The 24396-nt window shown below is 44.1% G+C and carries 20 protein-coding genes; 13 read left to right on the forward strand and 7 right to left on the reverse strand.

Translation table 11 applies throughout. The features are described 5' to 3' along the window. Positions 1-8: 8 nt before the first annotated feature. Both L0659_RS06155 and L0659_RS06160 read left to right on the forward strand, forming a co-directional pair. Positions 9-836 (forward strand): universal stress protein, encoded by an 828-nt coding sequence (locus L0659_RS06155; RefSeq protein WP_235124843.1) that lies wholly within the window; start codon positions 9-11, stop codon positions 834-836. 60 nt (positions 837-896) lie between these two features. Beyond that, positions 897-1955: a calcium:proton antiporter gene (locus L0659_RS06160; protein ID WP_235124844.1), complete on the forward strand. Its 1059-nt coding sequence runs from the start codon at positions 897-899 to the stop codon at positions 1953-1955. A gap of 295 nt (positions 1956-2250) precedes the next feature. Here L0659_RS06160 and L0659_RS06165 read toward each other — a convergent pair whose 3' ends face one another. Next, positions 2251-3423 (reverse strand): MFS transporter, encoded by a 1173-nt coding sequence (locus L0659_RS06165; RefSeq protein WP_235124846.1) that lies wholly within the window; start codon positions 3421-3423, stop codon positions 2251-2253. Positions 3424-3597: 174 nt separating this feature from the next. Here L0659_RS06165 and L0659_RS06170 point away from each other — a divergent pair, with 174 nt between their 5' ends. The 8 genes from L0659_RS06170 (at position 3598) to L0659_RS06205 (ending at position 14103) form a co-directional block, all read left to right on the forward strand. Then, a complete protein-coding gene (locus tag L0659_RS06170; protein WP_235124847.1) occupies positions 3598-4179 on the forward strand; it encodes a Crp/Fnr family transcriptional regulator in 582 nt (193 codons plus the stop codon). Between the two features lie 119 nt (positions 4180-4298). After that, entirely contained in the window at positions 4299-4781 is a 483-nt protein-coding gene (locus L0659_RS06175) for an NADPH-dependent F420 reductase (RefSeq protein ID WP_235124848.1), read from the forward strand. Between the two features lie 249 nt (positions 4782-5030). After that, positions 5031-5864 carry a 4,5-DOPA dioxygenase extradiol gene (gene ygiD, locus L0659_RS06180; protein WP_235125254.1) on the forward strand — a complete coding sequence of 278 codons (834 nt, stop codon included), beginning with the start codon at positions 5031-5033 and terminating at the stop codon, positions 5862-5864. Between the two features lie 227 nt (positions 5865-6091). Beyond that, positions 6092-7255: an efflux RND transporter periplasmic adaptor subunit gene (locus L0659_RS06185; protein ID WP_235124850.1), complete on the forward strand. Its 1164-nt coding sequence runs from the start codon at positions 6092-6094 to the stop codon at positions 7253-7255. 3 nt (positions 7256-7258) lie between these two features. Beyond that, a complete protein-coding gene (locus L0659_RS06190; protein WP_235124852.1) occupies positions 7259-10408 on the forward strand; it encodes an efflux RND transporter permease subunit in 3150 nt (1049 codons plus the stop codon). Between the two features lie 20 nt (positions 10409-10428). Beyond that, positions 10429-11826 carry an efflux transporter outer membrane subunit gene (locus L0659_RS06195; protein ID WP_235124853.1) on the forward strand — a complete coding sequence of 466 codons (1398 nt, stop codon included), beginning with the start codon at positions 10429-10431 and terminating at the stop codon, positions 11824-11826. A 41-nt stretch (positions 11827-11867) separates the two neighbouring features. Then, complete coding sequence (locus L0659_RS06200) at positions 11868-12443, forward strand: DUF417 family protein (protein WP_235124854.1); 576 nt, start codon at positions 11868-11870, stop codon at positions 12441-12443. A 61-nt stretch (positions 12444-12504) separates the two neighbouring features. Beyond that, positions 12505-14103 (forward strand): hypothetical protein, encoded by a 1599-nt coding sequence (locus L0659_RS06205; RefSeq protein WP_235124855.1) that lies wholly within the window; start codon positions 12505-12507, stop codon positions 14101-14103. Positions 14104-14165: 62 nt separating this feature from the next. Here L0659_RS06205 and L0659_RS06210 read toward each other — a convergent pair whose 3' ends face one another. The 4 genes from L0659_RS06210 to L0659_RS06225 are packed head-to-tail and all read right to left on the reverse strand — an operon-like array spanning position 14166 to position 16514. After that, positions 14166-14834 (reverse strand): DUF2490 domain-containing protein, encoded by a 669-nt coding sequence (locus L0659_RS06210; RefSeq protein WP_235124856.1) that lies wholly within the window; start codon positions 14832-14834, stop codon positions 14166-14168. Continuing rightward, positions 14834-15463 carry a hypothetical protein gene (locus L0659_RS06215; RefSeq protein ID WP_235124857.1) on the reverse strand — a complete coding sequence of 210 codons (630 nt, stop codon included), beginning with the start codon at positions 15461-15463 and terminating at the stop codon, positions 14834-14836. The genes L0659_RS06210 and L0659_RS06215 overlap by 1 nt, the downstream gene beginning before the upstream one ends. 49 nt (positions 15464-15512) lie before the next feature. Beyond that, positions 15513-15920 carry a DoxX family protein gene (locus L0659_RS06220; RefSeq protein ID WP_235124858.1) on the reverse strand — a complete coding sequence of 136 codons (408 nt, stop codon included), beginning with the start codon at positions 15918-15920 and terminating at the stop codon, positions 15513-15515. Between the two features lie 33 nt (positions 15921-15953). Further along, on the reverse strand, positions 15954-16514 hold the full coding sequence (locus tag L0659_RS06225) for an NADPH-dependent FMN reductase (RefSeq protein WP_082212663.1): 561 nt from the start codon (positions 16512-16514) through the stop codon (positions 15954-15956). A gap of 492 nt (positions 16515-17006) precedes the next feature. On the opposite strand from L0659_RS06225, the gene L0659_RS06230 reads away from it, so the two are divergent. Beyond that, on the forward strand, positions 17007-19556 hold the full coding sequence (locus L0659_RS06230) for a cation-translocating P-type ATPase (protein ID WP_235124859.1): 2550 nt from the start codon (positions 17007-17009) through the stop codon (positions 19554-19556). A 145-nt stretch (positions 19557-19701) separates the two neighbouring features. Beyond that, a complete protein-coding gene (locus tag L0659_RS06235; RefSeq protein ID WP_235124861.1) occupies positions 19702-20007 on the forward strand; it encodes a phosphoribosylpyrophosphate synthetase in 306 nt (101 codons plus the stop codon). A gap of 42 nt (positions 20008-20049) precedes the next feature. On the opposite strand, the gene L0659_RS06240 is transcribed toward L0659_RS06235, so the two are convergent. Next, positions 20050-21432, reverse strand: coding sequence for an amidohydrolase (locus L0659_RS06240; RefSeq protein ID WP_235124863.1), 1383 nt, complete (start codon positions 21430-21432; stop codon positions 20050-20052). A gap of 170 nt (positions 21433-21602) precedes the next feature. Further along, positions 21603-22394, reverse strand: a complete 792-nt coding sequence (locus L0659_RS06245) for a glucose 1-dehydrogenase (RefSeq protein WP_235124865.1) — start codon at positions 22392-22394, stop codon at positions 21603-21605. Positions 22395-23512: 1118 nt separating this feature from the next. Here L0659_RS06245 and L0659_RS06250 point away from each other — a divergent pair. After that, a complete protein-coding gene (locus tag L0659_RS06250) occupies positions 23513-24196 on the forward strand; it encodes an MCP four helix bundle domain-containing protein (protein ID WP_235124866.1) in 684 nt (227 codons plus the stop codon). Positions 24197-24396 lie beyond the last annotated feature (200 nt).

Raw genomic sequence — 24396 nt, forward strand, 5'->3', positions numbered from 1 at the left:
TTACTCTTATGAAAAAAATACTGATCCCTATTGATTTCTCTGAAAATTCACAAAAGGTCCTGAAAGCTGCCAAAACAATTGCAAATGAAACTGGCGCGGAACTAGCCATTATGCATACCTCCCAGTCTGAAAACACCGGCATTGCAATGCCGATGACGGAAAGTATGCTAGTGATGTTCAACGAATTGGAGAACTCATACAAGCAACAACTCGACGAGTATGTAGCTGGCGCTCAGTCAGAAGGTTATCAGGTAAAGGGTATTTGGGAGTCTAATGCAATTCAAACTGCGATATTGCGGCAGGCAACTAATATTAATGCCGATCTGATAGTTGTCGGCCGGACAGGGCAGGGGACATTCATAGATAAACTGATCGGCAGTTCGTCAACCGGCGTTGCGTTGGAGGCGCCTTGTCCTGTGTTGGTTGTTCCGCCCCAGGCAACGCTGAGTGGGTTTAAGAATATTATTTATGCGACGCAATTTGATCCACAGGAAACAGATATCTTACATCAGATAAAAGTGCTGACTAAGCAGCTTGGTGCCAAACTAAGCCTGGTTAAAATCAATTCGTTCCACGAGCCTGAGAGCCATGCAAATCAAGCGCATATGCTCAGAACCATTCAGGAGCTGGATATGGCAGACATGGACGTGGTCATTGTTGAGGATGTAAGTTTTATTGAAGGAATAAATAAATTTTGTTATCAGCAGGGCGCTGACTTATTGATTGTTTCGAACCGTGAACGACACTTTTTGAAGCAGTATTTGACGAATCCAAGTATGACTAAAAGGTTGGTTGTAGAAACGCATCTACCTTTACTCGTATACCATATCAGGTAAGTGACTTTCGTTTCCAAGTTAAAACACTATTAAGCACAATTTATTTTTTAACCTTTTCGTATGAAAAAAATATTTCAGTGGAGTTACATTGCACCTATTATTGCCTGGATTTTTTACCTGGCGCTGCCTATTGGTTCAGGCTTTCTGGTCAACTCGTTAGCCGTAGTTGCTTTGATTGCAGGTGTATTTTCAGCCGTGCACCATGCTGAGGTAGTCGCACACAAAGTGGGCGAACCTTATGGAACAATCATACTTGCAGTAGCGGTAACGCTTTTGGAAGCTTCGATTATTGTTTCACTCATGTTGACAGGAGGAGCCGGTGCTGATACTTATGCACGGGACACTCTATTTGCTGCCGTTATGCTTATATTAAATGGCATTCTGGGTATTAGTATGTTTTTTGGTGCATTGAAATTTAGGGAACAGAGCTTTGAAACGAAAAGCGTTACAATTGCATTGGTCAGCCTAGTGTCTATTTTAGTACTTACCCTGGTATTGCCTAATTTTACCACCAGTATCGCCGGACCTTCTTACAGCACGCCACAGCTAATCGCCATTGGCGTTTGCTGCCTGGTCATTTACGGGTCGTTTATATTTACGCAAACCGTCAGGCACCGTAAGTATTTCCTTACAGAAGTCTCAGGCCAAGAAAAAGATGTTTCTAGAAGCGAAGCCCTGATAAGCTTAGCTTTTTTACTCATATGCCTAGGCGTAGTTATTTTCCTGGCCAAAAACCTTTCTCCGGTAATTGAAAGCGGAATTGTAGCAGCCGGCTTACCCACGGCACTAGTGGGTGTGGCTATTGCAGCTGTTATTTTACTACCAGAAGGCATAGCTGCTATCCGTGCGGCAAGACGTGGCCAATATCAGACGAGCATCAATCTTGCATTAGGTTCCGCATTAGCAAGTATAGGGCTAAGTATTCCTACTGTGGTCATTGTTTGTACGATAATGGATTTGCCACTTATCCTCGGTCTGACCATGAAATCCATGGTCCTGCTAGTTCTTTCAATTTTTACGGTAATGCTTTCGCTTAATAAGGGACAAACGAACAGTTTATATGCTATCGTGCTTTTGGTCAATCTGATGATGTATATCTTTACAATCGTATTTCCTTAAAGACATTTATAGTTACCCCTAGTCAATATTAAAAACTACTTGAACTCAATTTTTTCAGCCAGCCAGAGGTGTCGCTTAGATGGGAGATAAAGAGATGATTTATTCAAATACTACTACGCGCTTCATCCATGTAAGCCTGCTGCAAGAAATTGATAATTTTGAGTATTAACCATTTACTTAAGGCTAGTATAACCGAACAGTTAGGCACCTTAGAGAAAGGTGTCATAAGAGGCCATGAGTATATTTTTGTGACGGCTGCGACTGGTTTAAATACCAAACCTAGTCCATTCGGAAATTAACCTAGTGCCTTTTTAGCAAAAATGGAAATGATCATACCAGGAATTGCTAAGACGGTTGCAAAATATGGCAAGCTAATGGGAGAATAACTTCCGAGCAATATACCTGCTGCGGAAGTTGCGATCATAATAGATAAGTTAAATGCAGAAGATTGAACCGAAGTGGCAACGTCTTTTCCACTTTCTACCTGTCTGCTTACCGCTGTTTGCAGTAAGGTCACTAATGGTCCAAAAGAAAGTCCCCATAAAAAGAAAGCAACATGAGCTACTATTGTCTTTCTACCAAATAGTAATAGGACAAGCATAGAAATGATTACGAGTACAAACATCGTTGTGGTAAGCAGCCTCAGATGTTTGTCGGTGTATTTTATGGCCAACAATACTGAAATCAAAGACCCTGATCCAAAAAAGAGTAAGGCACTTTCTATTCCACCTAGCAATTCAATTTCATCAACAAGCCTGGTAATATACACATATACACCATAGTGGGCCAATACGCCAAGAAGGGTGAGCAGCAGGACGGTCAATACCGACGGAATTTTAAACAGGGAAAAAGGCGATGAACTTCTGGTAAGTTTCTCGCCGGGTGTAGATGGTAATGCAACAACACATGTCACAGCAATGGCGATAATCATTATCCCAAGTGCGATAAATGCTGCCCGCCACCCGTATCGGTTGCCAATAAATGTGATAGACGGCATTCCTGCACTGATACCCAAGGTATTTCCAGCCATAATCACGGCAATCGCTTTTCCATGATGCTCATGGTTGACCAGGCGCATTCCGTACGCCGCTATCATGGGCCACATCACGCCGGCACAAATACCGCCTATGATTCTTAAGACAATGATGATAGTATAATTGGCTAAAATGCCGGCCATGATATTGGAAGCAGCAAATCCGGCGAGCAAAATCAATATCAGGACTTTGCGGTTAAATTTCAGGGTTACCGAAACAAGTGGGATGGCAAAGATAGCAGACGCAATTGCGTAGTAGCCTACCAGATTACCTCCCTGTAGCTCGCTGATATTTAAATCGGAAATTATCTGCGGCATCACACCGGATGGCATTAACTCAGAAAGAATCCCGACAAATGTTACAGACGACATCAAAATCATGATCAGCCAGGGAAACGCATTTGTACTTCCGGCTATCGTTTGTTGATTGCTCAATGTAGATTCGTTTTGTAGTTATTTAAACTTATGGTTTTTACGCCATTCTTTCTATCTGGCATATTCAGATTCTGATAATTATTGATATTGTTGGTGTATTAATGAGGAGAATTTAGCTTTGTTAAGATTATATCCTTAAATCTTAACAAATTGTTTGTTCAAATCGGATAGCTTATGTATGAGGTGTTTTTCAGCAAATTCAACGAGAAGGTACAACTGAGCGAATCAGAAGAGTATGCGGTGAAACAATTTCTGACGCCGAAAAAACTGCGGAAGCGTCAATACCTGCTACAGGAAGGAGATATCTGCAAGACTGTAGCATTTATCGAAAAGGGAGCTATGCGCAGTTACATTGTGGATTCTGATGGACAAGAGCACATTTTTTCGTTTGCGCTGGAAGGTTGGGCGATCGGCGATCTATCCAGTTTCCTTACTGAGCAGATCTCAACACAGAATATAGATGCGCTGGAAGACTGCGAGCTGATTCTGATCAGTAAGTCTGCACATGACCAGATGCTGATTTCGGTGCCTAAGTACGCAACATTTTTCAGGATATTGATGACCGAGGCCTACATTGCACTCCAGAAAAGAACGCTGAGCATTATCAGTATGACTCTGGATGATCGATATAAATCTTTTATTGACCAATATCCTGACATTGTCCAGCGTGTCCCCCAGCATATGATTGCCTCTCACATGGGACTTTCCCCAGAAACATTGAGCAGGATCCGCAGCAGGATCGGCAAAAGCCAGTAGCTTCCCTTTTGCTTCCCATTGTGGGCTTATCTTGACTAAAATCAATGGAATTTCTTGATCAGACTCATCGTCCCGTGCAGGCGCAATGAGATAATTTTGTGTATCAAATATGAAACAAAATGAACACGAAACAGACCATCGCGATCATAGGTGCCACCGGGAATGTGGGCACCTTCATTTCGAAAAGCCTGTCAAAAGGTAACTATCGTTTACTGCTGCTAGGTAACCAACCAGATGAACTGGAAGCTTTATATGAGGAGATAAGAAACGCAAGTCCTGAGGCTGATATCGAGATTTACGGATGTCCGACAGATGCATCCTGGGAGGCCGACATCATTATCCTGACTGTTCCTTATGGATCTCAACAGGAAATTGCGGAGAAAATCCGGGAAGTTGCCAATCAGAAAATGGTCATAAGCATTGCTAACCCGCTAAACGAACCATATGACAGGTTGGCGACCGTCTCTGGAACGAGTGCCGCAGAAGAGCTGCAAAAATTGCTGCCTAATTCGAAAGTTGTTAAAGCCTTCAATATCGTATTTTCGGCTGCCTTTGCCAAGCCTATCCTAGTAGGCAAGAAGGGCTATTCATTTATTGCCTGAAATGATCAAGAGGCTTTGCAAACTGTGGGTGAGCTTGTCGAAACTGCCGGTTTCAACCCTGTTGTAGCAGGCGAGCTGGGCATAAGCCGAGCATTATAAAAGATGTCCCCACTGTTGATCCAACTCAATATAAAATACAATCATAACCGGCTGTCCGGGTGAAAAATCCTACATCACCAGGCAGAAATATTACCAGCAATGATCAAAAGAAAGGAATTCATAAAAACTGCCGTTACAGGCACAATTGGTATGACTACATTAACAGCATTCAAACATTTTACAAATGAGCTTCCAGACCAGCAGAGATTGATGCCGGTCCTGTTTATAGGCCACGGCTCACCGATGAACGGCATCGAAGACACTGCCTTTAGCAGAAGGTGGGCACAAATGGCCAAGGAAATCCCTACGCCAGCTGCAGTGCTAGTGGTATCGGCGCACTGGTTTACTAATGGCACCAAGATCACAGCAATGGATTTTCCTGAAACGATCCATGATTTTGGAGGATTTCCGCCGGCACTTTTTGCAGTGCAATATCCTGCACCGGGCAATCCAGCATTAGCCAAAGAAACTGCCGGACTCATTCGTTCCGCAAAAGTGGAGCTTAATCATGACTGGGGACTTGACCATGGCACGTGGACGGTGGTAAGACATATGTATCCGGAAGCTAAAATTCCAGTGCTTCAACTGAGCATTGATTACACCAAAGGGCCTCAATACCATTACGATCTGGCAAGGGAACTAATGGCGCTGCGAAAAAAAGGAGTGCTGATCATTGGCAGCGGAAATATGGTGCACAATCTGAGAATGGTAGCCTGGGACAAGCTTAGCGTGCAGGGTTATGGATATGACTGGGCGTTGCAAATCAATGAGCAATTCAAAGCCCTGATCCAGGAAAGTGACCACAATCCATTGATCAATTACAGTCAGTTGGGAAGGGAAGCCGCACTAGCCATACCGACACCGGAGCATTACCTTCCTCTGATGTATACATTGGGCTTAAAGGCGGGAAAGGAACCTGTTTCCTTTTTCAATGATCAGGCCGTTGGCGGTTCGCTGACGATGACGTCTGTGAAAATTGGGTAGTCGTAGGAGTGACAAAATTTAATTAAATTCTTGCCGGCATCAGACTTTTCTAAAAATTCTATACATTGAGATAGCATTCACCTAATCCTTTGCATGGTTATGAATTATAGCTTCAACCAGTATCCGTGCAACAGGCTCCCCAGTTCACCGCCACTGTTAATCTGCACTTTCTAAGTTTATTATCTGCCATCATCTGTTCATGATCGAGTTTCCAAAATTCCATATTTATGAATCAAAGGATACAGCTCTCACTAACTGGTTTGTCGTTAACGTTCGTCCTTTTCTTGTCCTGTCAGGACAAAAAGCAGGACAGTGGGAATGTGGCGGAGCAAATCAAGGACTATCCGGTCCTGACGATTACACAAAGAACGATCACATTAAATAGTGAATTCCCGGCCACCATTGAAGGGCAGCAGGATATTGAGATCCGTCCGAAAATTGATGGATTTATAGAAAAGATTTTCGTGGATGAAGGCGCTACTGTGAAAAGCGGGCAAGCGCTGTTTAAAATTAATGCCCCTCAATATGAGCAGGAAGTAAGGACCGCACAGGCGAATATTAAAATCGCAGAAGCAGACGTCAATGCCGCGCAAATGGGTGTCAATAAGGTGAAGCCATTGGTCGAAAAGAACATTATCAGTAAATATGAGCTTGAATCTGCGCAGTTTACCTTGCAAGCAAAACAAGCGGCGCTCGCACAGGCTTTCGCTGCGCTTTCCAATGCACGTACGAATTTGGGCTACACCACCATTGCAAGCCCTGCAAATGGCATTGTGGGCTTAATTCCTTATAAAATTGGCAGCCTTGTTAATAGTAACACACCCGAACCCTTAACCACAGTTTCAAACATTGGGAATATTTACGCCTATTTTTCGATCAATGAAAAACAGGTTTTGGCATTCTCCAAAAACACGAAGGGCAATACAACGAAAGCCCGGATCGCGACGATGCCATCTGTCTCCCTGGTTTTAGCCAATGGAGCCGTTTTTTCTGAAAAAGGCCGGATTACCACAACAAGCGGATCTATCAATACCCAAACAGGCTCCATTAGGGTTCGTGCGACTTTTCCTAATCCGGGCAGCATCATACGCAGCGGAAGCAGCGCGACTGTCCGCATTCCTTCCCGGCTTGATTCGGCCATTGTCATCCCGCAAAAGTCGACCTACGAAATACAGGGGAAAAAGTTTGTCTACCGCGTTTCGGCAGACGGCACGGTTAAGAGTGCGGAAGTTGGCGTGCTGGACAACAATGATGGACAGTTCTTTGTTGCCCAAACGGGCCTTGCCGTAGGTGACAAGATTATCCTGGAAGGGGTAGCGTCGTTAAGGGAAGGGGCAAAGGTTATTTCCAGACCAGTAAAAGCGGACAGTGTTTACGCCAAAAACTTGTAGGTTATGTTCAATCGATTCATTGACCAGCCCGTACTGTCTACAGTCATCTCCGTTCTTATTGTCATCCTTGGTGTGTTGGGGCTAATTTCCCTGCCTATTGCGCAATATCCTGAGATCGCCCCGCCTACTGTCGTTGTCTCCACCTCATATCAGGGCGCCAATGCCGATGTGGTGCTCAATAGTGTAATTGTGCCATTGGAAGAACAGATTAATGGTGTCGAAGGCATGACCTATATGACGTCCGCAGCAGGAAACGACGGCACCGCGCGGATTACGATCAACTTCAAGCTGGGCACCAATCCTGATCTTGCGTCTGTAAATGTCCAGAACCGCGTGGCACGAGCAACCGCTCTCTTGCCGCAGGAAGTTACGCGCTCCGGCGTAACGACGGCCAAAAGCCAAAGCAGTAACCTTGTGATCTTTTCCTTATACAGCGATAATCCCGCCTATGACCAGACATTTTTGCAAAACTATGCGGAGATAAATCTGGTGCCCTTAATTAAGCGGGTATCAGGAGTTGGGGAGGCGAATGCGTTCGGACGTATGGATTATTCCATGCGGATCTGGTTGAAACCGGATGTGATGGCAACTTACGGGCTTGTCCCTTCTGATGTCAGCATTGCACTGGCAGAGCAAAATATAGAGGCTGCCCCCGGTCAATTCGGTGAACAGGGCTTGCAATCCTTTCAGTACGTGATCAAGTATTCGGGCCGGCTCAAAGATGCAGGCGAGTTTGAAGAAGTGGTCATCAAGGCCACGCCAAATGGTCAGGTATTACGGCTCAAAGACATTGCCCGCGTGGAGCTGGGCGCTATGAGCTATGCCAGCAGTACAACAACCAATGGCAATCCGTCGGTTGGTGTATCGATCAGCCAAACGGCAGGCTCCAACGCCAAAGAAGTGATTGAAGGTAGTTTGCAGGTGCTGGATAATGCATCCAAATCATTCCCCTCGGGCATTAAGTATATCACGCTTATCAACGCAAATGATTTTCTGGATGCATCCATTGAAAAGGTGATCCATACGCTCATTGAAGCATTCATTCTGGTGTTTTTAGTGGTTTTTATTTTCCTGCAAGATTTTCGCTCCACGCTTATTCCCGCTATTGCTGTTCCGGTGGCTATTCTGGGCACGTTTTTCTTCCTGCTGCTTTTTGGGTTCACGATTAACCTTTTGACATTGTTTGCATTGGTTCTGGCCATTGGCATTGTCGTTGATGATGCCATAGTTGTAGTGGAAGCCGTTCATGCCAAACTGGACGAAGGATACACATCCGCACTCAAAGCCACAAAAGACGCCATGGGTGAAATTTCAGGGGCCATTATCTCTATCACGCTTGTGATGGCGGCGGTATTTCTGCCGGTCAGTTTCATTGAAGGATCATCCGGGGTGTTCTACAAGCAATTTGGCCTAACGCTTGCCATTGCCATTATGCTCTCGGCTGTTAATGCACTTACGCTCAGCCCGGCATTGTGCGCGATTTTCCTGAAACCCCATAAAGAGGACGCGGGGCATAAGAAGAGCATTTTGCAAAGGTTCTATGGCTGGTTTAACCGGACATTTGAAAAGACAATACAGCGATACAAGCAAGCCGTATTATTTCTGATCGCCAAAAAATGGCTGGCGGGATTGATCATTGCAGTGTTCGCCGGGCTGTTTTATTTTCTATTGCAGACTACGCCTTCCACGTTTGTACCTAATGAAGATACCGGCTCGATTATGGCTGATGTTGCCCTGCCACCGTCCGCATCCACGGAAAGGACAGAGATTATCATGAAGGAGGTTGAGGCCATTGCGCGCTCAATCCCGGAAATTCAAAACATTCTAAAAATCACCGGAAGGGGCATGATTAGCGGCGTTGGAAGCAATTATGGAATGCTTGTCATGAGACTTCAACCGTGGGCGGAGCGGGGAGGAGCCGGGCAGGATGTCCAGGCTTTGATCGGGAAGTTATTTGCAAAAACAGGTGGGATAAGAGATGCCAAGATCATATTTTTTGCCCCGCCAACCATTCAGGGATTTGGCTCCTCAGGAGGTTTTGAGTTTCAGCTTCAAGATAAAAGCGGAAGTGACATTGCCATATTTTCCAAAATAGGTACTGACTTCCTTACGGCATTAAGCAAGCGTCCTGAAATTCAATATGCGTCTACTCCCTTTAATGTAAATTTCCCGCAATACCAGATCGATGTGGATGTGGCAAAAGCAAAAGTGGCAGGCATCACCGTCAACGATATCATGAGCACAATGCAAGGCTATTACGGCGGTGTGTATGCATCTAATTTCAATCAGTTCGGGAAACAATTCCGGGTCATGTACCAGGCCGAGGCTGCTTCACGGGCAAATCCCGAGGGATTGAGTAATATTTACGTTCGAAATGCAAGTGGTCAGATGGCGCCCATCACAGGATTTATTACCATTAAAAGAGTATACGGGCCTCAGTCAATTTCCCGGTTCAATCTCTTCACTTCTATCGGCGTTACCGGCTCTCCTAATGCGGGTTACAGTTCGGGTGACGCGATTGCTGCCATCCAACAGGTTGCTGAACAGGCGCTTCCTGCCGGATATGGGTATGAATTTTCAGGGATGACGAGGGAGGAAATTTCTGCTGGCGGGCAAACAGTTTTTATTTTTATGTTGGTTGTCGTTTTTGTTTATCTGCTGCTGAGCGCACAGTACGGAAGCTATATATTGCCATTTGCAGTCCTGCTGTCACTCCCGATCGGCCTGGCTGGTACATTCATTTTTGCCAGCATGTTTGGCATTACCAACAACATCTACCTCCAAATTACGCTGGTAATGCTAATCGGACTTTTGGCGAAAAATGCGATCCTGATCGTAGAGTTTGCAGTGGAACGCAGGCGTCACGGGATGTCGTTGGTGAATGCGGCCGTTGAAGGTGCACAGGCGCGGTTGCGTCCGATCCTGATGACCTCTTTTGCTTTTATCCTGGGTTTGGTTCCACTCATGCTTTCAACCGGGGCAGGTGCAATTGGAAACCGCTCCATTGGCACTGGTGCCGTAGGAGGAATGCTGGTAGGAACGCTCATTGGGGTTTTTGTGATACCTGTGCTTTATATCGTATTCCAGTCTTTACAAGAAATGATCAGCGGTCCTGCCAAGCCAATTACAGAACAACTTCAGGACGATCATTGACGCGTTTTAATAGCAATATTATGTATAAAAGACATTTAAAGCGACTAGTTCTGTTTTGCATGATGGGTTTGCTGCTTTGCTGTTGTAACATTGTCAGACCCTACCAGAAGCCGCTAACGGTACCGGGTAACCTTTACCGAAATGTGGTCACGTCCGACACAACCGGGCTCGGCCAGCTTCCCTGGAACCGGCTCTTTACAGATACGACTTTACAAAACCTGATAAGTCAGGGAATTAAAAACAACCTGAACCTGCAAATCGCCTATACGCGTATTGAGCAGTCCAGGGCATACTATGAGCAGAGTAGAGCGGCATTATTTCCAACCGTTATCGGAGATCTTGGCGTGACACGTTCTAAGCTTTCAGAGGCTCAGGGCTTTGGTATTAGAAACAGTGCAACCCAGTATCAGCTGGGATTATCTTCCGGCTGGGAGGCGGACATTTGGGGAAAACTACGAAGCACAAAACGCGCAAACCTAGCACTTTTATTGCAATCGGAAGCAGGTGCGAAAGCTGTACAAACAAGCCTGGTGGCTGATATTGCTAACTATTATTATGCACTGCTGGCCTTAGATCAGCAGCTAGCCATTACAAGGCAGACCGTGTCCAACTGGGATACGACGGTGCAGACCATGCGTGAACTGAAAATAGCAGCTGTTGTCACCGAGGCGGCTGTGGTGCAAAGTGAAGCGCAGCGTTATGTAGCAGAAGTAACAATTCCTGACCTGATCCAGAGTACAAGGGAAACAGAAAACGCGCTAAGCATTCTGCTTGCCGTTCCAGCCACGTTCGTCAGACGCGGCACGCTTCGGGATCAGGATACCCTTGATGTATTGCAAACGGGTGTTCCCGCGCTGCTACTGGCAAATCGGCCGGATGTGCAACAGGCAGAACTTAATCTGAGATATTATTTTGAATTGACTAATGTGGCTCGGACTTTTTTCTATCCAGCTTTGACGATATCTGGCTCGGCAGGTTATTCGGCTCTGCAACTGGAAAACTTTCTTAAACCAATCTCACTTGCGGCAAGCATCGGCGCGGGACTAACCCAGCCGATATTCAACAGAAGAGCCAACATTACCCGCCTGGAAGTTGCCAAGGCCCAGCAGAAGGAGGCGCTGCTCAATTTTGAGAATGTGCTGCTTACAGCCGGACAGCAAGTGTCGGATGCGATGTCGCTACACAACACTGCCCTTGATAAAATAGCGATCCGCAGCTATCAGTTGGAAGCATTGCAGAAATCGGTAAGCTATTCAGGCGAGCTGCTCCAAAACGGTTTTGCCAATTACAACGAGGTCATTACGGCCCGACAAAGTTTGTTGCAAGCGGAGCTTGGAAGCATTAATGACCAATTGCAACGGTTGCAATCAGTAGTTAACTTATACAGGTCTTTGGGAGGAGGTTGGGCTAGTCCCTGATATTGTTTGGTAAATAGCTCTATAATCTTAAAATTGAAACAATGATAAATAAACTATTTTCCTATGCGGCCGGGTTACAAGCCACCGGGATTAATGCTGCCCGATGGGGTATTGTGATTGTAATGTTATGGATTGGCGGTTTGAAAGCTTTTCAATATGAAGCTGCTGGCATCGTGCCGTTTGTAGCCAATAGTCCATTTATGAACTTCTTTTATAAATACGATGCGCCAGAATATAAGCAGCATATGAATAAGGAAGGTGAATTAAAGCCCGAAAATGTCGCATGGCATCAAGCCAACCATACTTATATTTTTTCTTATGGGTTGGGCACAGTAATCATTCTGATTGGTTTTTTGGTAGCGCTGTATCCGGTATCTCCCGCAGTCTCGGCATTTGGAAGTTTTCTTGTCATTATTATGTCAATTGTCACATTGTCATTTCTGATTACCACACCTGAAACCTGGGTGCCATCACTTGGTGACGCCGAGTATGGGTTCCCTTATCTAAGTGCCGCAGGGCGACTTGTGATCAAAGATATCATCATGCTTGGTGCAGGGATTGCTACGATGGCCCAGGCCGCCAGAAAGTATTTGACCGCACAGCAAACGAGCGGGTAGTAAGGCAGTTTTGTCATGTAATGTTGTTCTTCAATACAAAGCAACTAAACTAAATAATGTAATGAACAAGTCGCTCAACCTAGTAGTCATGACGGCATTAGTTGTCTCTGCCTGCAACACTTCTGAACAGTCGGATCAAGGAAAGAATAGCAAGCTCATCAGCCTTTCACCTAAGACGATGAGACAGATAGCAGCGGTAGATGAACGTTATCAGTCTTATAATGTGGAAACAGTGGAGGTCGCAGGCGGGCAGTTCTGGAAACCTTATCACTTGATGGACAGCTTGCCTGACCTGGCTGCAAATTCAACTTACGACGTCTCACAAACCAATGATCAGCTGTACCGACAATTGAAACCCATTGATCTCACAGACAAAAGGTTGCTAATCCTGGCTAAAGGGTTAGCCCCTGCTTATGTGAGGATGAGCGGCACATGGACAAATGGTATTTATTTTCAGGACGACGACAAACCTAAAATGGCGAAAGCACCTACCGGGTTTGTCAATGTGCTGTCCAAGAAGGAATTTGGAGGGTTACTGGATTTCATAAAGGCAACCGATTCTAAACTGGTTACATCGTTTGCAGTATCCAATGGCGTACGGGATGCGCAAGGGGTATGGACCCCGGTGCAAGCACAAAAACTGGCAGACTTTGCCAAGAGTGTTGGCGGCCAGATTGCAGCGGCCGAGCTGTTTAATGAACCAACAATGCCGACGGCTGGCGGTGAAATCAGTAAGTCGTATAATGCGGAAAACTTCGCCAAGGACATGGCTGCATTTAATGCCTGGGCCGAAAAGGCAGTTCCCGATATGCTGGTGCTAGGGCCCGGTTCGGTAGGCGAAGGGTCGCCCAACGTTTCTCTTCAGGGGATGGGAATGAGTATTTTGCCAACTGAGGATATGTTGTCTGCTAAACCCAATCCCAAATTCGATGTTTTTTCATATCATTACTATGGAGCGGCTTCCATGCGCATGATGCGCAGTGGCCCTTTTTCGGTAAAAGCTGAAAATGCGCTGGACGCAGGTTGGCTACTGAAAACCGATACGGTCGCACACTATTATGCGGGTTTAAGGGATAAGTACAACCCTGGCATCCCTTTGTGGATCACAGAAACGGCGCAGGCTGCGGGTGGAGGCGACCCATTCTCAGCGACTTTCCTTGACACTTTCCGCTACCTGTACCAAATGGGATCCTTGGCCAAGAAAGGGGTTAAGGTTATCATGCATAATACCCTTGTTGCCAGTGAGTACAGTCTGATCGACCAGGATACACATTTGCCCAAACCAAATTACTGGGCAGCGTATCTGTGGGCCAAACTTATGGGCACCCAGGTTTACGAAGCAGGGCAGGGGACAGAGGGCGTTTATGTATTTGCTCACAACATGAAAGGGCGCAAGGGAGGTGTAACGCTGCTGGTGATCAATACAAATAAGAAAGAAGCTCCAATCCGTATTGATATAGACTCCGAGCACTATTTGCTGACTTCCGCTGAATTGGAAGGAGAAACCGTACAGCTTAACGGGATAGAGCTGAAACTCGAAGACAATAGTGAGTTGCCAGTTTTAAAGGGCAAGCCGGTAAAGACCGGTGAGCTGACGCTTCCGGCAACCAGCATTAGCTTTTTTGCGATTCCAGATGCTGGTTTGACGGGACCGAAATAAGGATTCGAATAGCATTGGATTTATTGTGGCAAATGATTGAACCCTATCGCAGGTAAATGAGCTCATATACTAATGAACCATCCAAGCGTTACCCAGAATTGCTGGGCTATGCCATTTTTTTTAAGCTCATTTACCCGATAATCTACCCCCAGCTCTATTTTATTATTAGCAGTAGCGGTATATCCGAGGGCAGGTAAAATGCCGATCTCAAAGTCGGATTCACCACGTGACCAGGTACCAAGAAAGTCATTGTTTACCTTTGCATAAAATTCCTTCGGATCGATGTATTGACCGTTAAGCGGTTTCTGTATCCCGATCCTATAGTTTATCCGGAAGTTACTAAGTCCATGGTTGGTAAAAGTTTCGTCGGCCAAGACCCGGTGTGCTACACTGAACCATTCAAACTTCCTCACATTATTAAATTGCTGAATGATCCGGTGATAATACGTATTTTCTTCTAACCTTATCATATAACCACCCCCAATGGTATTATTAACAGACAGTTTGGTAGTAAGCAGCAAGGTCAAATCGGTTCGCTCATATTGAAATCTATGGCTAGGAGACTTATCAATTTCTTTCTGCGATAGGATTTGACGAGACTCCAATTTTGTATTAAACTTTAAACTTTTGCCAACCTTAAAGTTTAGGTTAATTTGATTAGTTGTTCCCGCCCGATATGTTTGGCATAGTGCTGTACAGGATAATAAACAAAAGAAGATAAGTCTGCACATCAGTAAATAAGATTATCGTCATTTGCTAATGCTATTTCCATAGTGCTTTCAATCCTTCCGGTACTATCAAATAGCACTTCAAAATACGCTTCCACGTTTTCTGTCTGCCCTCTGACGACTATCTCATATTTAACTATAATCCCTTCAAGCGGCATGTTAGCGAGAACAGCGCGTTCCAGGCTATTCTCGCTACCAACCCATTGCAGTTGTGTTTTAATGATTTTTTGACGCTTAAATGTAGCATTGAGGTTATCTTTTATTTTTGAACGGGTATTTTTTTCCAAATCACGAATGTTAATGAGGATTTCGATATCTTGTATTTGTCCGGATTCATCAAACTCGATGCTGTAATGTTTTCCCGAATGCTTCAGTTTCGCTTCGATAGACTTAGTGGTATCGCTTTCCTCCATATACCAATGAACCTTGGAGTTGTTAAAAAGACGGGACACAAATAAAGCGGCGCTGTCCGGAACGGAATCAGCTTTGACAGTGTATTCCCGTTCATATTTTTTCTGACCCAGACAGGGCGTGCAGTGAAGTGCTACGAGCAGAAAAAAGAAAGGATACAAGAAGTGTTTGTTTGCAATCACGGTTTTGAATTTTGCTATCCATAAATTCAGTGAGATCAAGCTTGATTTAACTGGATTAAGAAATTTTATTTTGGTTCATAGTTAAAATTTAGCGTTTCGAATTTAGATTTAGTTTCTGGCGACGTGCATCCAGACTACAAATGCCAGCACCATGCACGACTATATATAAAAAGAGAAAGCAATACAAAATGCATAACTCGCCTTTATTTAAGAGTGGTACCGGCCCATTTGGAAAATGAGCCATAAAATAGGCGACAGCCATCTGTCCGGAGGCTAAAAAAGCAGCAAGGCGTGTAAAAAAGCCAACAACTATGAAAAGCCCGCCTGCAAATTCGATAAAACCTGCAAACCCCATTAACGATATTAACGGAACCGGATCACTACCACCCGGTATACCAAAAAGTTTCTGGCTGCCATGCATGGCAAATAGCAAACCTGCCACGATCCGGAGTATAGCGAAAAAGGGAGGTATATATTGATTAAGGGCTCTATCCATAGATGAGTATGTCTGTTTAACTACAATTTCTTTCTAATACTTCGTGGCATGTGTAATCACCCATTGCTCAAAGGCTACCATAAAATCAGTCAGAAAGCCCTTTGTAGAATCATTGATTAGACTTCCGCTTTCATCAAATAACCCTGTTGCTTCAGCTATATATGCTTCGGGCTGTGCCATGGTGGGTACATTAACAAAAACAAGTGACTGGCGTAAATGATGGTTAGCGCCGAAACCACTAATATTTCCGATAGAAACGCTTACTACCGCTCCCGGTTTTCCATTCCAGGAATTTTGCCCATATGGACGCGAGCCTACATCAATAGCATTTTTTAAAACAGCAGGTACCGAACGATTATATTCTGGCGTAAGAAATAAAAGGCCATCGGCAGACCTGATTTGCCGCCGAAATTCTTCCCATTCGTTTGGCGGTGTTGCTTCCAGGTCCTCATTAAACATTGGAAGATTTGAAATATTTAATATTTCAAGACTGAGAGATTCCGGCGCAAGGGAAATTAGGGCGTTCGCAGTTTTTAAATTGTAGGATTCTTTGCGAAGGCTTCCCACAATAACTGCAATGTTAAAATTTTTCATTATTTCATTTGCTAAAGTATGATGTATGGTTTAAGTAAAACGCAGACGATGAAGCAGGCAGTGAAACGCGCAGTTTATTGAATCGCAGCGAGCAGCCGGAGAGTTATATCCTGTTGCACACCGAGTGATTGAATAGCTATATAATCATTCATAGGATTTAGCAGATATTTTCATCAATTTATAGAAATTTTCGTATTTTTTGCTTTAAGTCAGATTATATTTTAGAATGAACTGCACAAGGGTATCATTGGGGAATAGTCGTGGGCGTAGGGAAAAAATAGTATTAGTAGTCTTTTTCCAACCTTCTATAATTCTGGGTCTTTTTATAGCTAACATAACCTGTAAAATGATAACAAATACCGCAAATAGAGGAGAGGCATCAGTAGCCGTCCAACGCGAAAGTACATAGTACTAAAAGTTCGTGGACTGCGGTTAATTTTTCTTTGGGTGTATAATGGATCAGTGCTAACGCATATTAAATTGTTTACCATCATGCAGACTTTTTTCCAGCTTAATGCAGCAGACGTCATAAGTTCTTTAAAGACTTCCGCTTCTGGTTTAAAAAGCGATACAGTTGTAAACCTTCGAAATGAATTTGGGGAGAATGTATTGCAGGAGGCCAAACGAAAAAGTAAACTGTCTATCCTTATTGGTCAGTTTAAAGATGTTATGATTTTGATACTGATTGTCGCTGCCGCCATTTCATTTATAGTTGGCGAGCATACAGATGCATACGTTATTCTGGCCATCATTCTCGGTAATGCCTGGATGGGTTACTCGCAGGAATATAATGCAGAGCAATCAGTAAAGATGTTACAGAAAATGTCGGCACAGTTTGCGATCGTGATCCGCGACAATAACCCTTTAAAAATTGAAGCAAGTCAATTGGTCCCAGGTGATTTAATTCTACTGGAAGCCGGTGATATTGTTCCTGCCGATGCAAGGCTGATTCAGGTGAGTTCTCTTAAAACAGACGAAGCATCGCTTACCGGCGAAAGCCATTCGATAGAAAAAATAACCGAGCCAATAAAAGAAGGGAACATAGTACCTGGTGACCAGCTCAATATGGTTTTCAAAGGAACGGTTGTGAGTAATGGTTCGGCCCAAGCGGTGGTCACTGCCATTGGTATGAATACCGAAATCGGTAAAATTGCAGGTATGATGGAGGCAAGTTCTCAAAAAACGCCCCTCCAGAAAAGGCTAGCTGTTTTTAGTAAGCAACTGGCGGTTATAGTTCTAGTGATTTGCCTAACCGTTTTTGGTCTTGGCTTGCTCCGTGGCGAGCCACCATTTGCCATGTTTCTTACCGCATTGTCGCTGGCTGTTGCTGCGTTGCCAGAGGCATTGCCTGCCGTTATAACAATTGCTCTTGCCCAGGGGGCCCGCCGAATGGTGAGCCAAAATGCATTGATGAGAAAATTGCCGGCGGTTGAAACGTTAGGGTCAGTCACCTATATATGCAGCGATAAAACCGGGACGCTTACGCAAAATATCATGACGGTAGAAAGTATCCTTGCCATGGAGGGAAAGGAAGAACTTTTGGGCTATGCCATGATGCTCAATAATGATGTGCGATTTTCCGCAGACAAAGAACTGTTGGGCGATTCCACAGAAACAGCATTGGTAAAGTATGCCATAGATAAGGGCAAAACAAAAGAAGAAGCAGATCAAAAATTCCCGCTGTTGGAGAAGCTGCCATTCGATTCAGAGCGCATGCGGATGGGCACCTTACATACATATGGGGACAAATGGATTTTGTTTGTAAAAGGTGCCCCAATAAAGATGCTGGAATCGGTATCTGAAAAATATAAAAATGAGACTGACGGGTGGCTCGCACAGAACCGTAAGTGGGCGGCAGATGGCCTTCGGGTTCTATTTTTTGCTTACAAAATTTTTGAAGAAGATCCTGGCAGGATAACCTCAGATGAAGAGAATGAACTTGAATTTTTAGGGATGGCAGCCATGATTGATCCGCCTCGCGAAGAAGTCATAGATGCCATTAAAGAATGTAAAACCGCGGGTATAAAAACGGTAATGATAACCGGTGACCAGCCACTTACTGCCACAGCCATTGCCCAACGCCTGGGGATGATTAAAGAAGGATCCCAGGAAGTCAGGGCAGGCTCTGATTTAGAGAAGCTGACAGAAGAAGAATTTAAGAGTGTGACGAAACATGTTGCTGTATATGCACGTGTATCGCCAGAGCAGAAATTGAATATTGTAAAAGCCTTACAGAACAACGGTGAGTTTGTTGCCATGACTGGCGATGGCGTAAATGATGCACCATCCTTAAAACAGTCAGATATCGGGATTGCAATGGGCATTACTGGCACTGATGTATCGAAGGAAGCATCTGATATGATCCTATTGGATGATAATTTTGCCACCATTGTGAAAGCCGTTCGGGAAGGCAGGCGTATTTACGAGAATATCAAAAAGTTTATTGTTTATGTGCTTTCGTGTAACCTGGGTGAGATCCTGGTCATCTTTTTTGCCCCAATCATTGGCTTTGCTATTCCACTGCTCCCCATACACATTCTCTGGATAAATCTGGTGACGGATGGCTTGCCCGGTATTGCGCTAGTGGCAGAACCAGCGGAAAAGGATATTATGAACCATCCGCCCCGTCCACCTAAGGAAAATTTATTTGCAGGTGGTTTAGTCCTTCGTATCGTACTCATAGGAATCATTATGACATTTGCTGCACTCTTCATTCAGTGGTGGTGCGTTAGCAATAATTACGATGTAATGACACAACAGACCGCAGTATTTACAACCCTATGTTTTGTGCAACTGGGTAATGCGCTTTCTGTGCGCTCTACATATCATTCTATATTTTCCAGGGACATATTTGCTAACCGGGGCATGTGGGGAGCAATAATCCTTACCATAATGCTTCAAATGCTGATTGTGTATGTCCCGTTTTTGGATACCGTTTTTAAAACAACACCATTAAGCTGGCATATTATGCTAATAGTGATCATTACAACTGTTGTTTGTATTATCTTAATTGAGTTGGTTAAGCTTATGAATAAGAAATAAAATCCCTACGTTACCAAATTGACTGACGTCTGTAGCAGAGCGTTTCAGCGGCTTTTAGCGCGGCGGGATTAGTAAATAATTATTAAGACTAATACTTGTCTTAGATTACAAGAATCAACACCTTTCACTAATATATCTAAATAATATGGAGCCATACGTAACGCTAACTGAAAGTTTGAATGACTTGCGCAAGCAAGGATATTCTGAGGACTTCAATCTTCGCCAAAACTGCCTTGAGTGCCGTAACGGGCAATTCAAAATATTTACTGATGACTTTAAAGTGGATAAATTCATTCGGTTTGAAGGGGACAGTAACCCTTCGGATGCAGCCGTACTGTATGCGATATCTTCCGATGTTCATCAAATAAAAGGTGTGCTGGTAAACGGCTATGGTATTTACAGCGAATCAACAACGGACGAAATGCTGCGTAAGCTAGATATACGAAGCTAAAAAGATAACTCGCTGTGGTCAAGCTCGAAAATTTGACAGCTGTTAGTTGGGCGATCCGCTCATTAAAAAGTTAACGGTCATTGCCGCCATTGCTCTTGTGCCTACTACCAATGCTTTTTCATCGACAAAGAATTTCGGATTATGGTTAGGAGCAGCTTTGACAGGATCCTCACCATCGGGCGTAACACCAAGAAAAATATACAGACCCGGCACTTCTTTGGCGAAGTAAGAAAAATCCTCCGAAGCCCCCTGCAACGACCCGGGTATCACGCCCGCTTCGGCAGCGCGCTTCAGTACGGGCAGCATCTGGTTAGCCAGTGCATCATTGTTATCTGTGACATCATACATAGGCAAAATGTCAACCTGCGCCTTCGCATAGGTTCCTTCCGCAATGTGCTCAGCAGCCTGCTTAATATCAGCATGAAGTTGCTTGCGTGCCTCAGGGTCATATGAACGGATGGTACCAACCAATTTTACAGTGTCCGGGATCACATTCTGGCTGGACCCGCCATGAATCATTCCCACTGAAACAACGGCTGGCGACTTTGTCAGGTCAGCGCGTCGACTAACTACGGATTGTAAGCCAGCAATTACGTATGCCGAGGCTACTACCGGGTCAACTGTGTTCCATGGCATGCCTCCATGGCCCTGCTGCCCGCTGACAGTAATGTTCAGCACGTCGCTGCTGGCTGTGGCTGGTCCACTTTTGTAATCAATCTGTCCTGATTTGCCGGGGTGAACGTGTAGTGCGAATACTGCATCCGGTTTGTTTTTCTTAAACATGCCGTCTTCAAGCATCCGTTTGGCCCCCCAGCTTTTGCCCGACCCTGGCTCTACAACGCCTGAGCCTTCTTCGGCAGGCTGAAATATGAACATTACTGAACCTGGCAGATCACTTTTCACGCTCACAAGCACTTCGGCTGCCGCCATTAGCATAGCCGTATGAGCGTCGTGCCCACAAGCATGCATAAGGTATTCAGTCTTTCCGTTTATTTGGGCTGTGGCCTTTGAAGCGAATGGTAATCCGGCGGGCTCCTTAACGGCCAAGGCATCCATATCTGCCCGCAGGGCAACCAACTTTCCTGGCTTCCCGCCTTTCAGTATGCCTACAACCCCAGTGCCGCCCACTCCTGTCTGAACTTCAATTCCCAGAGTGCGGAGGTGTTCTGCAACCAGTTTTGAAGTGCGTTCTTCCTGATCTCCCAGTTCTGGATTTTGGTGTATATCCCTGCGCCAGCTGATCAACTTGGACTCGATGGCCATCGTTTTGTCGCGGATCTTGCTTTCAATTGCAGAGAGAGTTGATGAATTTGCCTTGGTTGGCTTAGGAGTTTGCCCGCTGGCAGTCAGTGATACGTAAATAAGTATCAGAAAGGGGATGAGCTTAACGAGGCCCTTGCTGTTTCTGTTTGCTGATTTGCCCATAATCGTTTGCAGCTTTTTAGTTGTTGGATATCGATCGTATGAAATGAGTATTCATGTATTTGCCAAATGATAGCTTCCATCCTTAGCTGCACGAAACCACTTTTTGATTTTGAAAGCGGTATGATATATGTCCCCGACCATATTCGCTTGATAGTGCTGCGCTGAACTTGTTAAACATTGCCATAACTGTTTGACTGCCCACCATCAATTGCAAGAATCTGCCCATTTACATAGGAACATTCGTCGCTTAAAAGAAACGCCACTACCTTCGCCACTTCTTCGGGCAGGCCAAGCCGTTTTGTAGGATTGGCCTTAGCATATTCTGATTCAGCAGCTTTCGGATCCTCAGGATTTACCTGTTTAAAAGCTTCCGCAACCATAGGTGTAAGTATGGCTCCCGGAGCAATCGCATTTGTATTGATGCCGTCTTTCGCATATTCAAGCGCTGCATTTTTTGTCATGCCTGACACTGCATGTTTTGTTGCTACATACGGAGTTTGATTTAAAACACCCCTGATGCCTCCTACGGATGCGACATTTACGATCCTGCCGTACTTTTGGTTTTGCATGAAAGGAATAACATAGCGCATAGCGTAGTATACTCCCATAAGATTTATATCAATTACTTTTTTAAAGGTGTCTAGGTCATATTCTGTGATACTAGCTTGCTTGCCTTCAATTCCAGCATTGTTGTACAGCCCATCAATACGGCCAAACTGATTAATTGTTTCATCAACGTAACCTTTTACGGCAGCTTCCTGAGAAACATCCGCCATAACAGTAATAATTTTGTTATCCGGGAAATCTCTGCTGATCTCATCCTTAGCCTGGGAAAGACTGTGCTGATTATAGTCAACAAGTGTGAGATTAGCTCCTCTCGAAGCCAGTTCCTTTGCGACTGCTAGACCAAGCCCCATTGCGGCACCGGTAATGATAATAGTCTTGTTTTCGAAATTTTTCATGTTTTTACCTTTTTAGAAGATTAAAATTGAAATTATGTTCAAATCGCTATTAAAAGAAGATCTAGGTGAAGTTACTGCTGGAGTGAATTCTTAGGATCCGCTCGGAGAACCTGATAAATTTTTAGCAGTTTTATTTAGCAATCCTGACTATCGCTTTAACTGTCACATCTTTGAAGTACAATTAGTAATAAATGCTTCTTCTAAAGTACAATGTTGTTCCGACATTTCCGAAAGGCGCACATCATCGCATAGCATGTTTAAGTTACTGGTCTAAACCTTTCATTTCCCAGATCATTTGTGGTTAGCCTTATTTCATTCGGAAAACACAACTTAAGTGGTCTTGAACTTCCTTGTAGCCATTGCTTATATGTGGGTAATTCAATAAACAAGTCAGCCCATTAATCCGTTTTTACATACTGCTCTGTATTTGTTCACCGCCAATGGACATTGATGCAGGAGAAAGTTGTTGATACTAAATTCACCCGTAGTTGTGTATTTGATTTGTAACGTATAGTCATCAAACAATTTGTCTACTACTTCCCTGATCAGAACACTAGGTATGATGGATTAATCTGCACTCTGTAAACTGAAAATTGCTTTTTTTCCCCTTAGCGTTTGTCCTACGACAAGTTAATGCTAGTCGGTGGCCATAAATTAATAATGCGGCAAGACATCTGCCAGCCAGATTGGATTTATAGGAAAAACATATGTCATCCTATAAATTAGACCGGTCAAGTTAAGCACCATTATTGGCCATAGTTTGTTTTTGTATTTTTACAGTTGTAAATTTACAGCTATAATTAATGCATTCAAAATTTTAGACGAAATGAATAAAACAATTTTAGTTCCGACAGAATTAGGCCCCTGGTTTTATTTGAAGGTTTTAACCAGTTTGACTATTATATATACCTGTTTTTTAAGCAGCAGCAATCGTGGAAAAATTAAGGTGCAATTTAATGAAGACAGGTGGTTAGGCATTTAACCTGAAATAGCGGGCAATAAGTTTAGGTATATGCTCATGGCTGATTACTATAATTTCCTAAATACTTTTATAAGCCTGGCGGAAATTCTTTGCCGACGCCGGGCTTTCTTACTCTGGTCTTATAAACAATGTTCATATGAAATGGTCTTTTGTAATACGACAAAAAGTTAAAGCGGCAGTAGTACTTGCCGGTATTTTAGTAGTGATAATGCTTGCTTCTCTAAGTACGAATCAGACGATACAGGTTATGGATCAAAGTCTGGAATCTGTATTTGTAGACCGTTTACAACCAGCTGTTGATCTTATGTTTTTGAGCGAAAACTTATATAACAGACGGCTTGTGGTGCAAGGGTATTTAACCGATTCATCCTCCATCTTGACAGGAGCACCGGTTAAAACCCCAGGTATTGACAATTCCGAGCGCAACCGTCTGATCAGTAGCTTTGAGAAGACTTCATTGACTCCTTTGGAAGCAAAAAAACTTTCCTATTTTAAAGATCGATTGAAAGCTTATGATAGGCTCGAAAATTCCGTTCTACAACTTATCAGTAGCAATCGCCATCAAGAGGCCGGACTTTTGTTTGGAGATCAGGGAGCAATTATTTTCCGGGAAGCTGTTTCAACTCTTCATTCTATTGCTCAAATACAGTCAGATGCGGGTAAGAAGACAATAAAAAGCGCCCACGGGCAAGCAGCAGGAGGGCTGATCAATATTTCTCTTTTAATTGCAGTCTGTATTGTAATAGGACTCGTTATTTTAAACCTACTTAAAAACCAAAGTCTGGTTGATCAAAAATCAGAGACGTTTCATTTAAACTAGCAGCTTGGCAGATAAGCTTTTGTATCAAAAGACGCTAGATTATTGCGCGGATTGAGATTTTTCTTACAAATGGGCGGATCATACGCAACTATGAGATTATTCTCTAAAACAGCCCGGTGGTTAAATGTAATCTAGATGATATCAGTAAATGAAGGTTTGGAGCTAATGCGCATCTATTATAGTTGAACTTAGTGTAAATA

The organism is Dyadobacter sp. CY347 (assembly GCF_021502655.1).
In the GTDB taxonomy this organism is placed as follows: Bacteria; Bacteroidota; Bacteroidia; order Cytophagales; family Spirosomataceae; genus Dyadobacter.

Coding starts and splice junctions, on each gene's coding strand:
- L0659_RS06155 (WP_235124843.1), top strand. CDS start 9: ATGAAAAAAATACTGATCCCTATTGATTTCTCTGAAAATTCACAAAAG.
- L0659_RS06240 (WP_235124863.1), bottom strand. CDS start 21,432: ATGGGCAAATCAGCAAACAGAAACAGCAAGGGCCTCGTTAAGCTCATC.
- L0659_RS06200 (WP_235124854.1), top strand. CDS start 11,868: ATGATAAATAAACTATTTTCCTATGCGGCCGGGTTACAAGCCACCGGG.
- L0659_RS06185 (WP_235124850.1), top strand. CDS start 6,092: ATGAATCAAAGGATACAGCTCTCACTAACTGGTTTGTCGTTAACGTTC.
- L0659_RS06225 (WP_082212663.1), bottom strand. CDS start 16,514: ATGAAAAATTTTAACATTGCAGTTATTGTGGGAAGCCTTCGCAAAGAA.
- L0659_RS06190 (WP_235124852.1), top strand. CDS start 7,259: ATGTTCAATCGATTCATTGACCAGCCCGTACTGTCTACAGTCATCTCC.
- L0659_RS06230 (WP_235124859.1), top strand. CDS start 17,007: ATGCAGACTTTTTTCCAGCTTAATGCAGCAGACGTCATAAGTTCTTTA.
- L0659_RS06175 (WP_235124848.1), top strand. CDS start 4,299: ATGAACACGAAACAGACCATCGCGATCATAGGTGCCACCGGGAATGTG.
- L0659_RS06220 (WP_235124858.1), bottom strand. CDS start 15,920: ATGGATAGAGCCCTTAATCAATATATACCTCCCTTTTTCGCTATACTC.
- L0659_RS06250 (WP_235124866.1), top strand. CDS start 23,513: ATGAAATGGTCTTTTGTAATACGACAAAAAGTTAAAGCGGCAGTAGTA.
- ygiD (WP_235125254.1), top strand. CDS start 5,031: ATGACTACATTAACAGCATTCAAACATTTTACAAATGAGCTTCCAGAC.
- L0659_RS06205 (WP_235124855.1), top strand. CDS start 12,505: ATGAACAAGTCGCTCAACCTAGTAGTCATGACGGCATTAGTTGTCTCT.
- L0659_RS06170 (WP_235124847.1), top strand. CDS start 3,598: ATGTATGAGGTGTTTTTCAGCAAATTCAACGAGAAGGTACAACTGAGC.
- L0659_RS06210 (WP_235124856.1), bottom strand. CDS start 14,834: ATGTGCAGACTTATCTTCTTTTGTTTATTATCCTGTACAGCACTATGC.
- L0659_RS06245 (WP_235124865.1), bottom strand. CDS start 22,394: ATGAAAAATTTCGAAAACAAGACTATTATCATTACCGGTGCCGCAATG.
- L0659_RS06235 (WP_235124861.1), top strand. CDS start 19,702: ATGGAGCCATACGTAACGCTAACTGAAAGTTTGAATGACTTGCGCAAG.
- L0659_RS06160 (WP_235124844.1), top strand. CDS start 897: ATGAAAAAAATATTTCAGTGGAGTTACATTGCACCTATTATTGCCTGG.
- L0659_RS06195 (WP_235124853.1), top strand. CDS start 10,429: ATGTATAAAAGACATTTAAAGCGACTAGTTCTGTTTTGCATGATGGGT.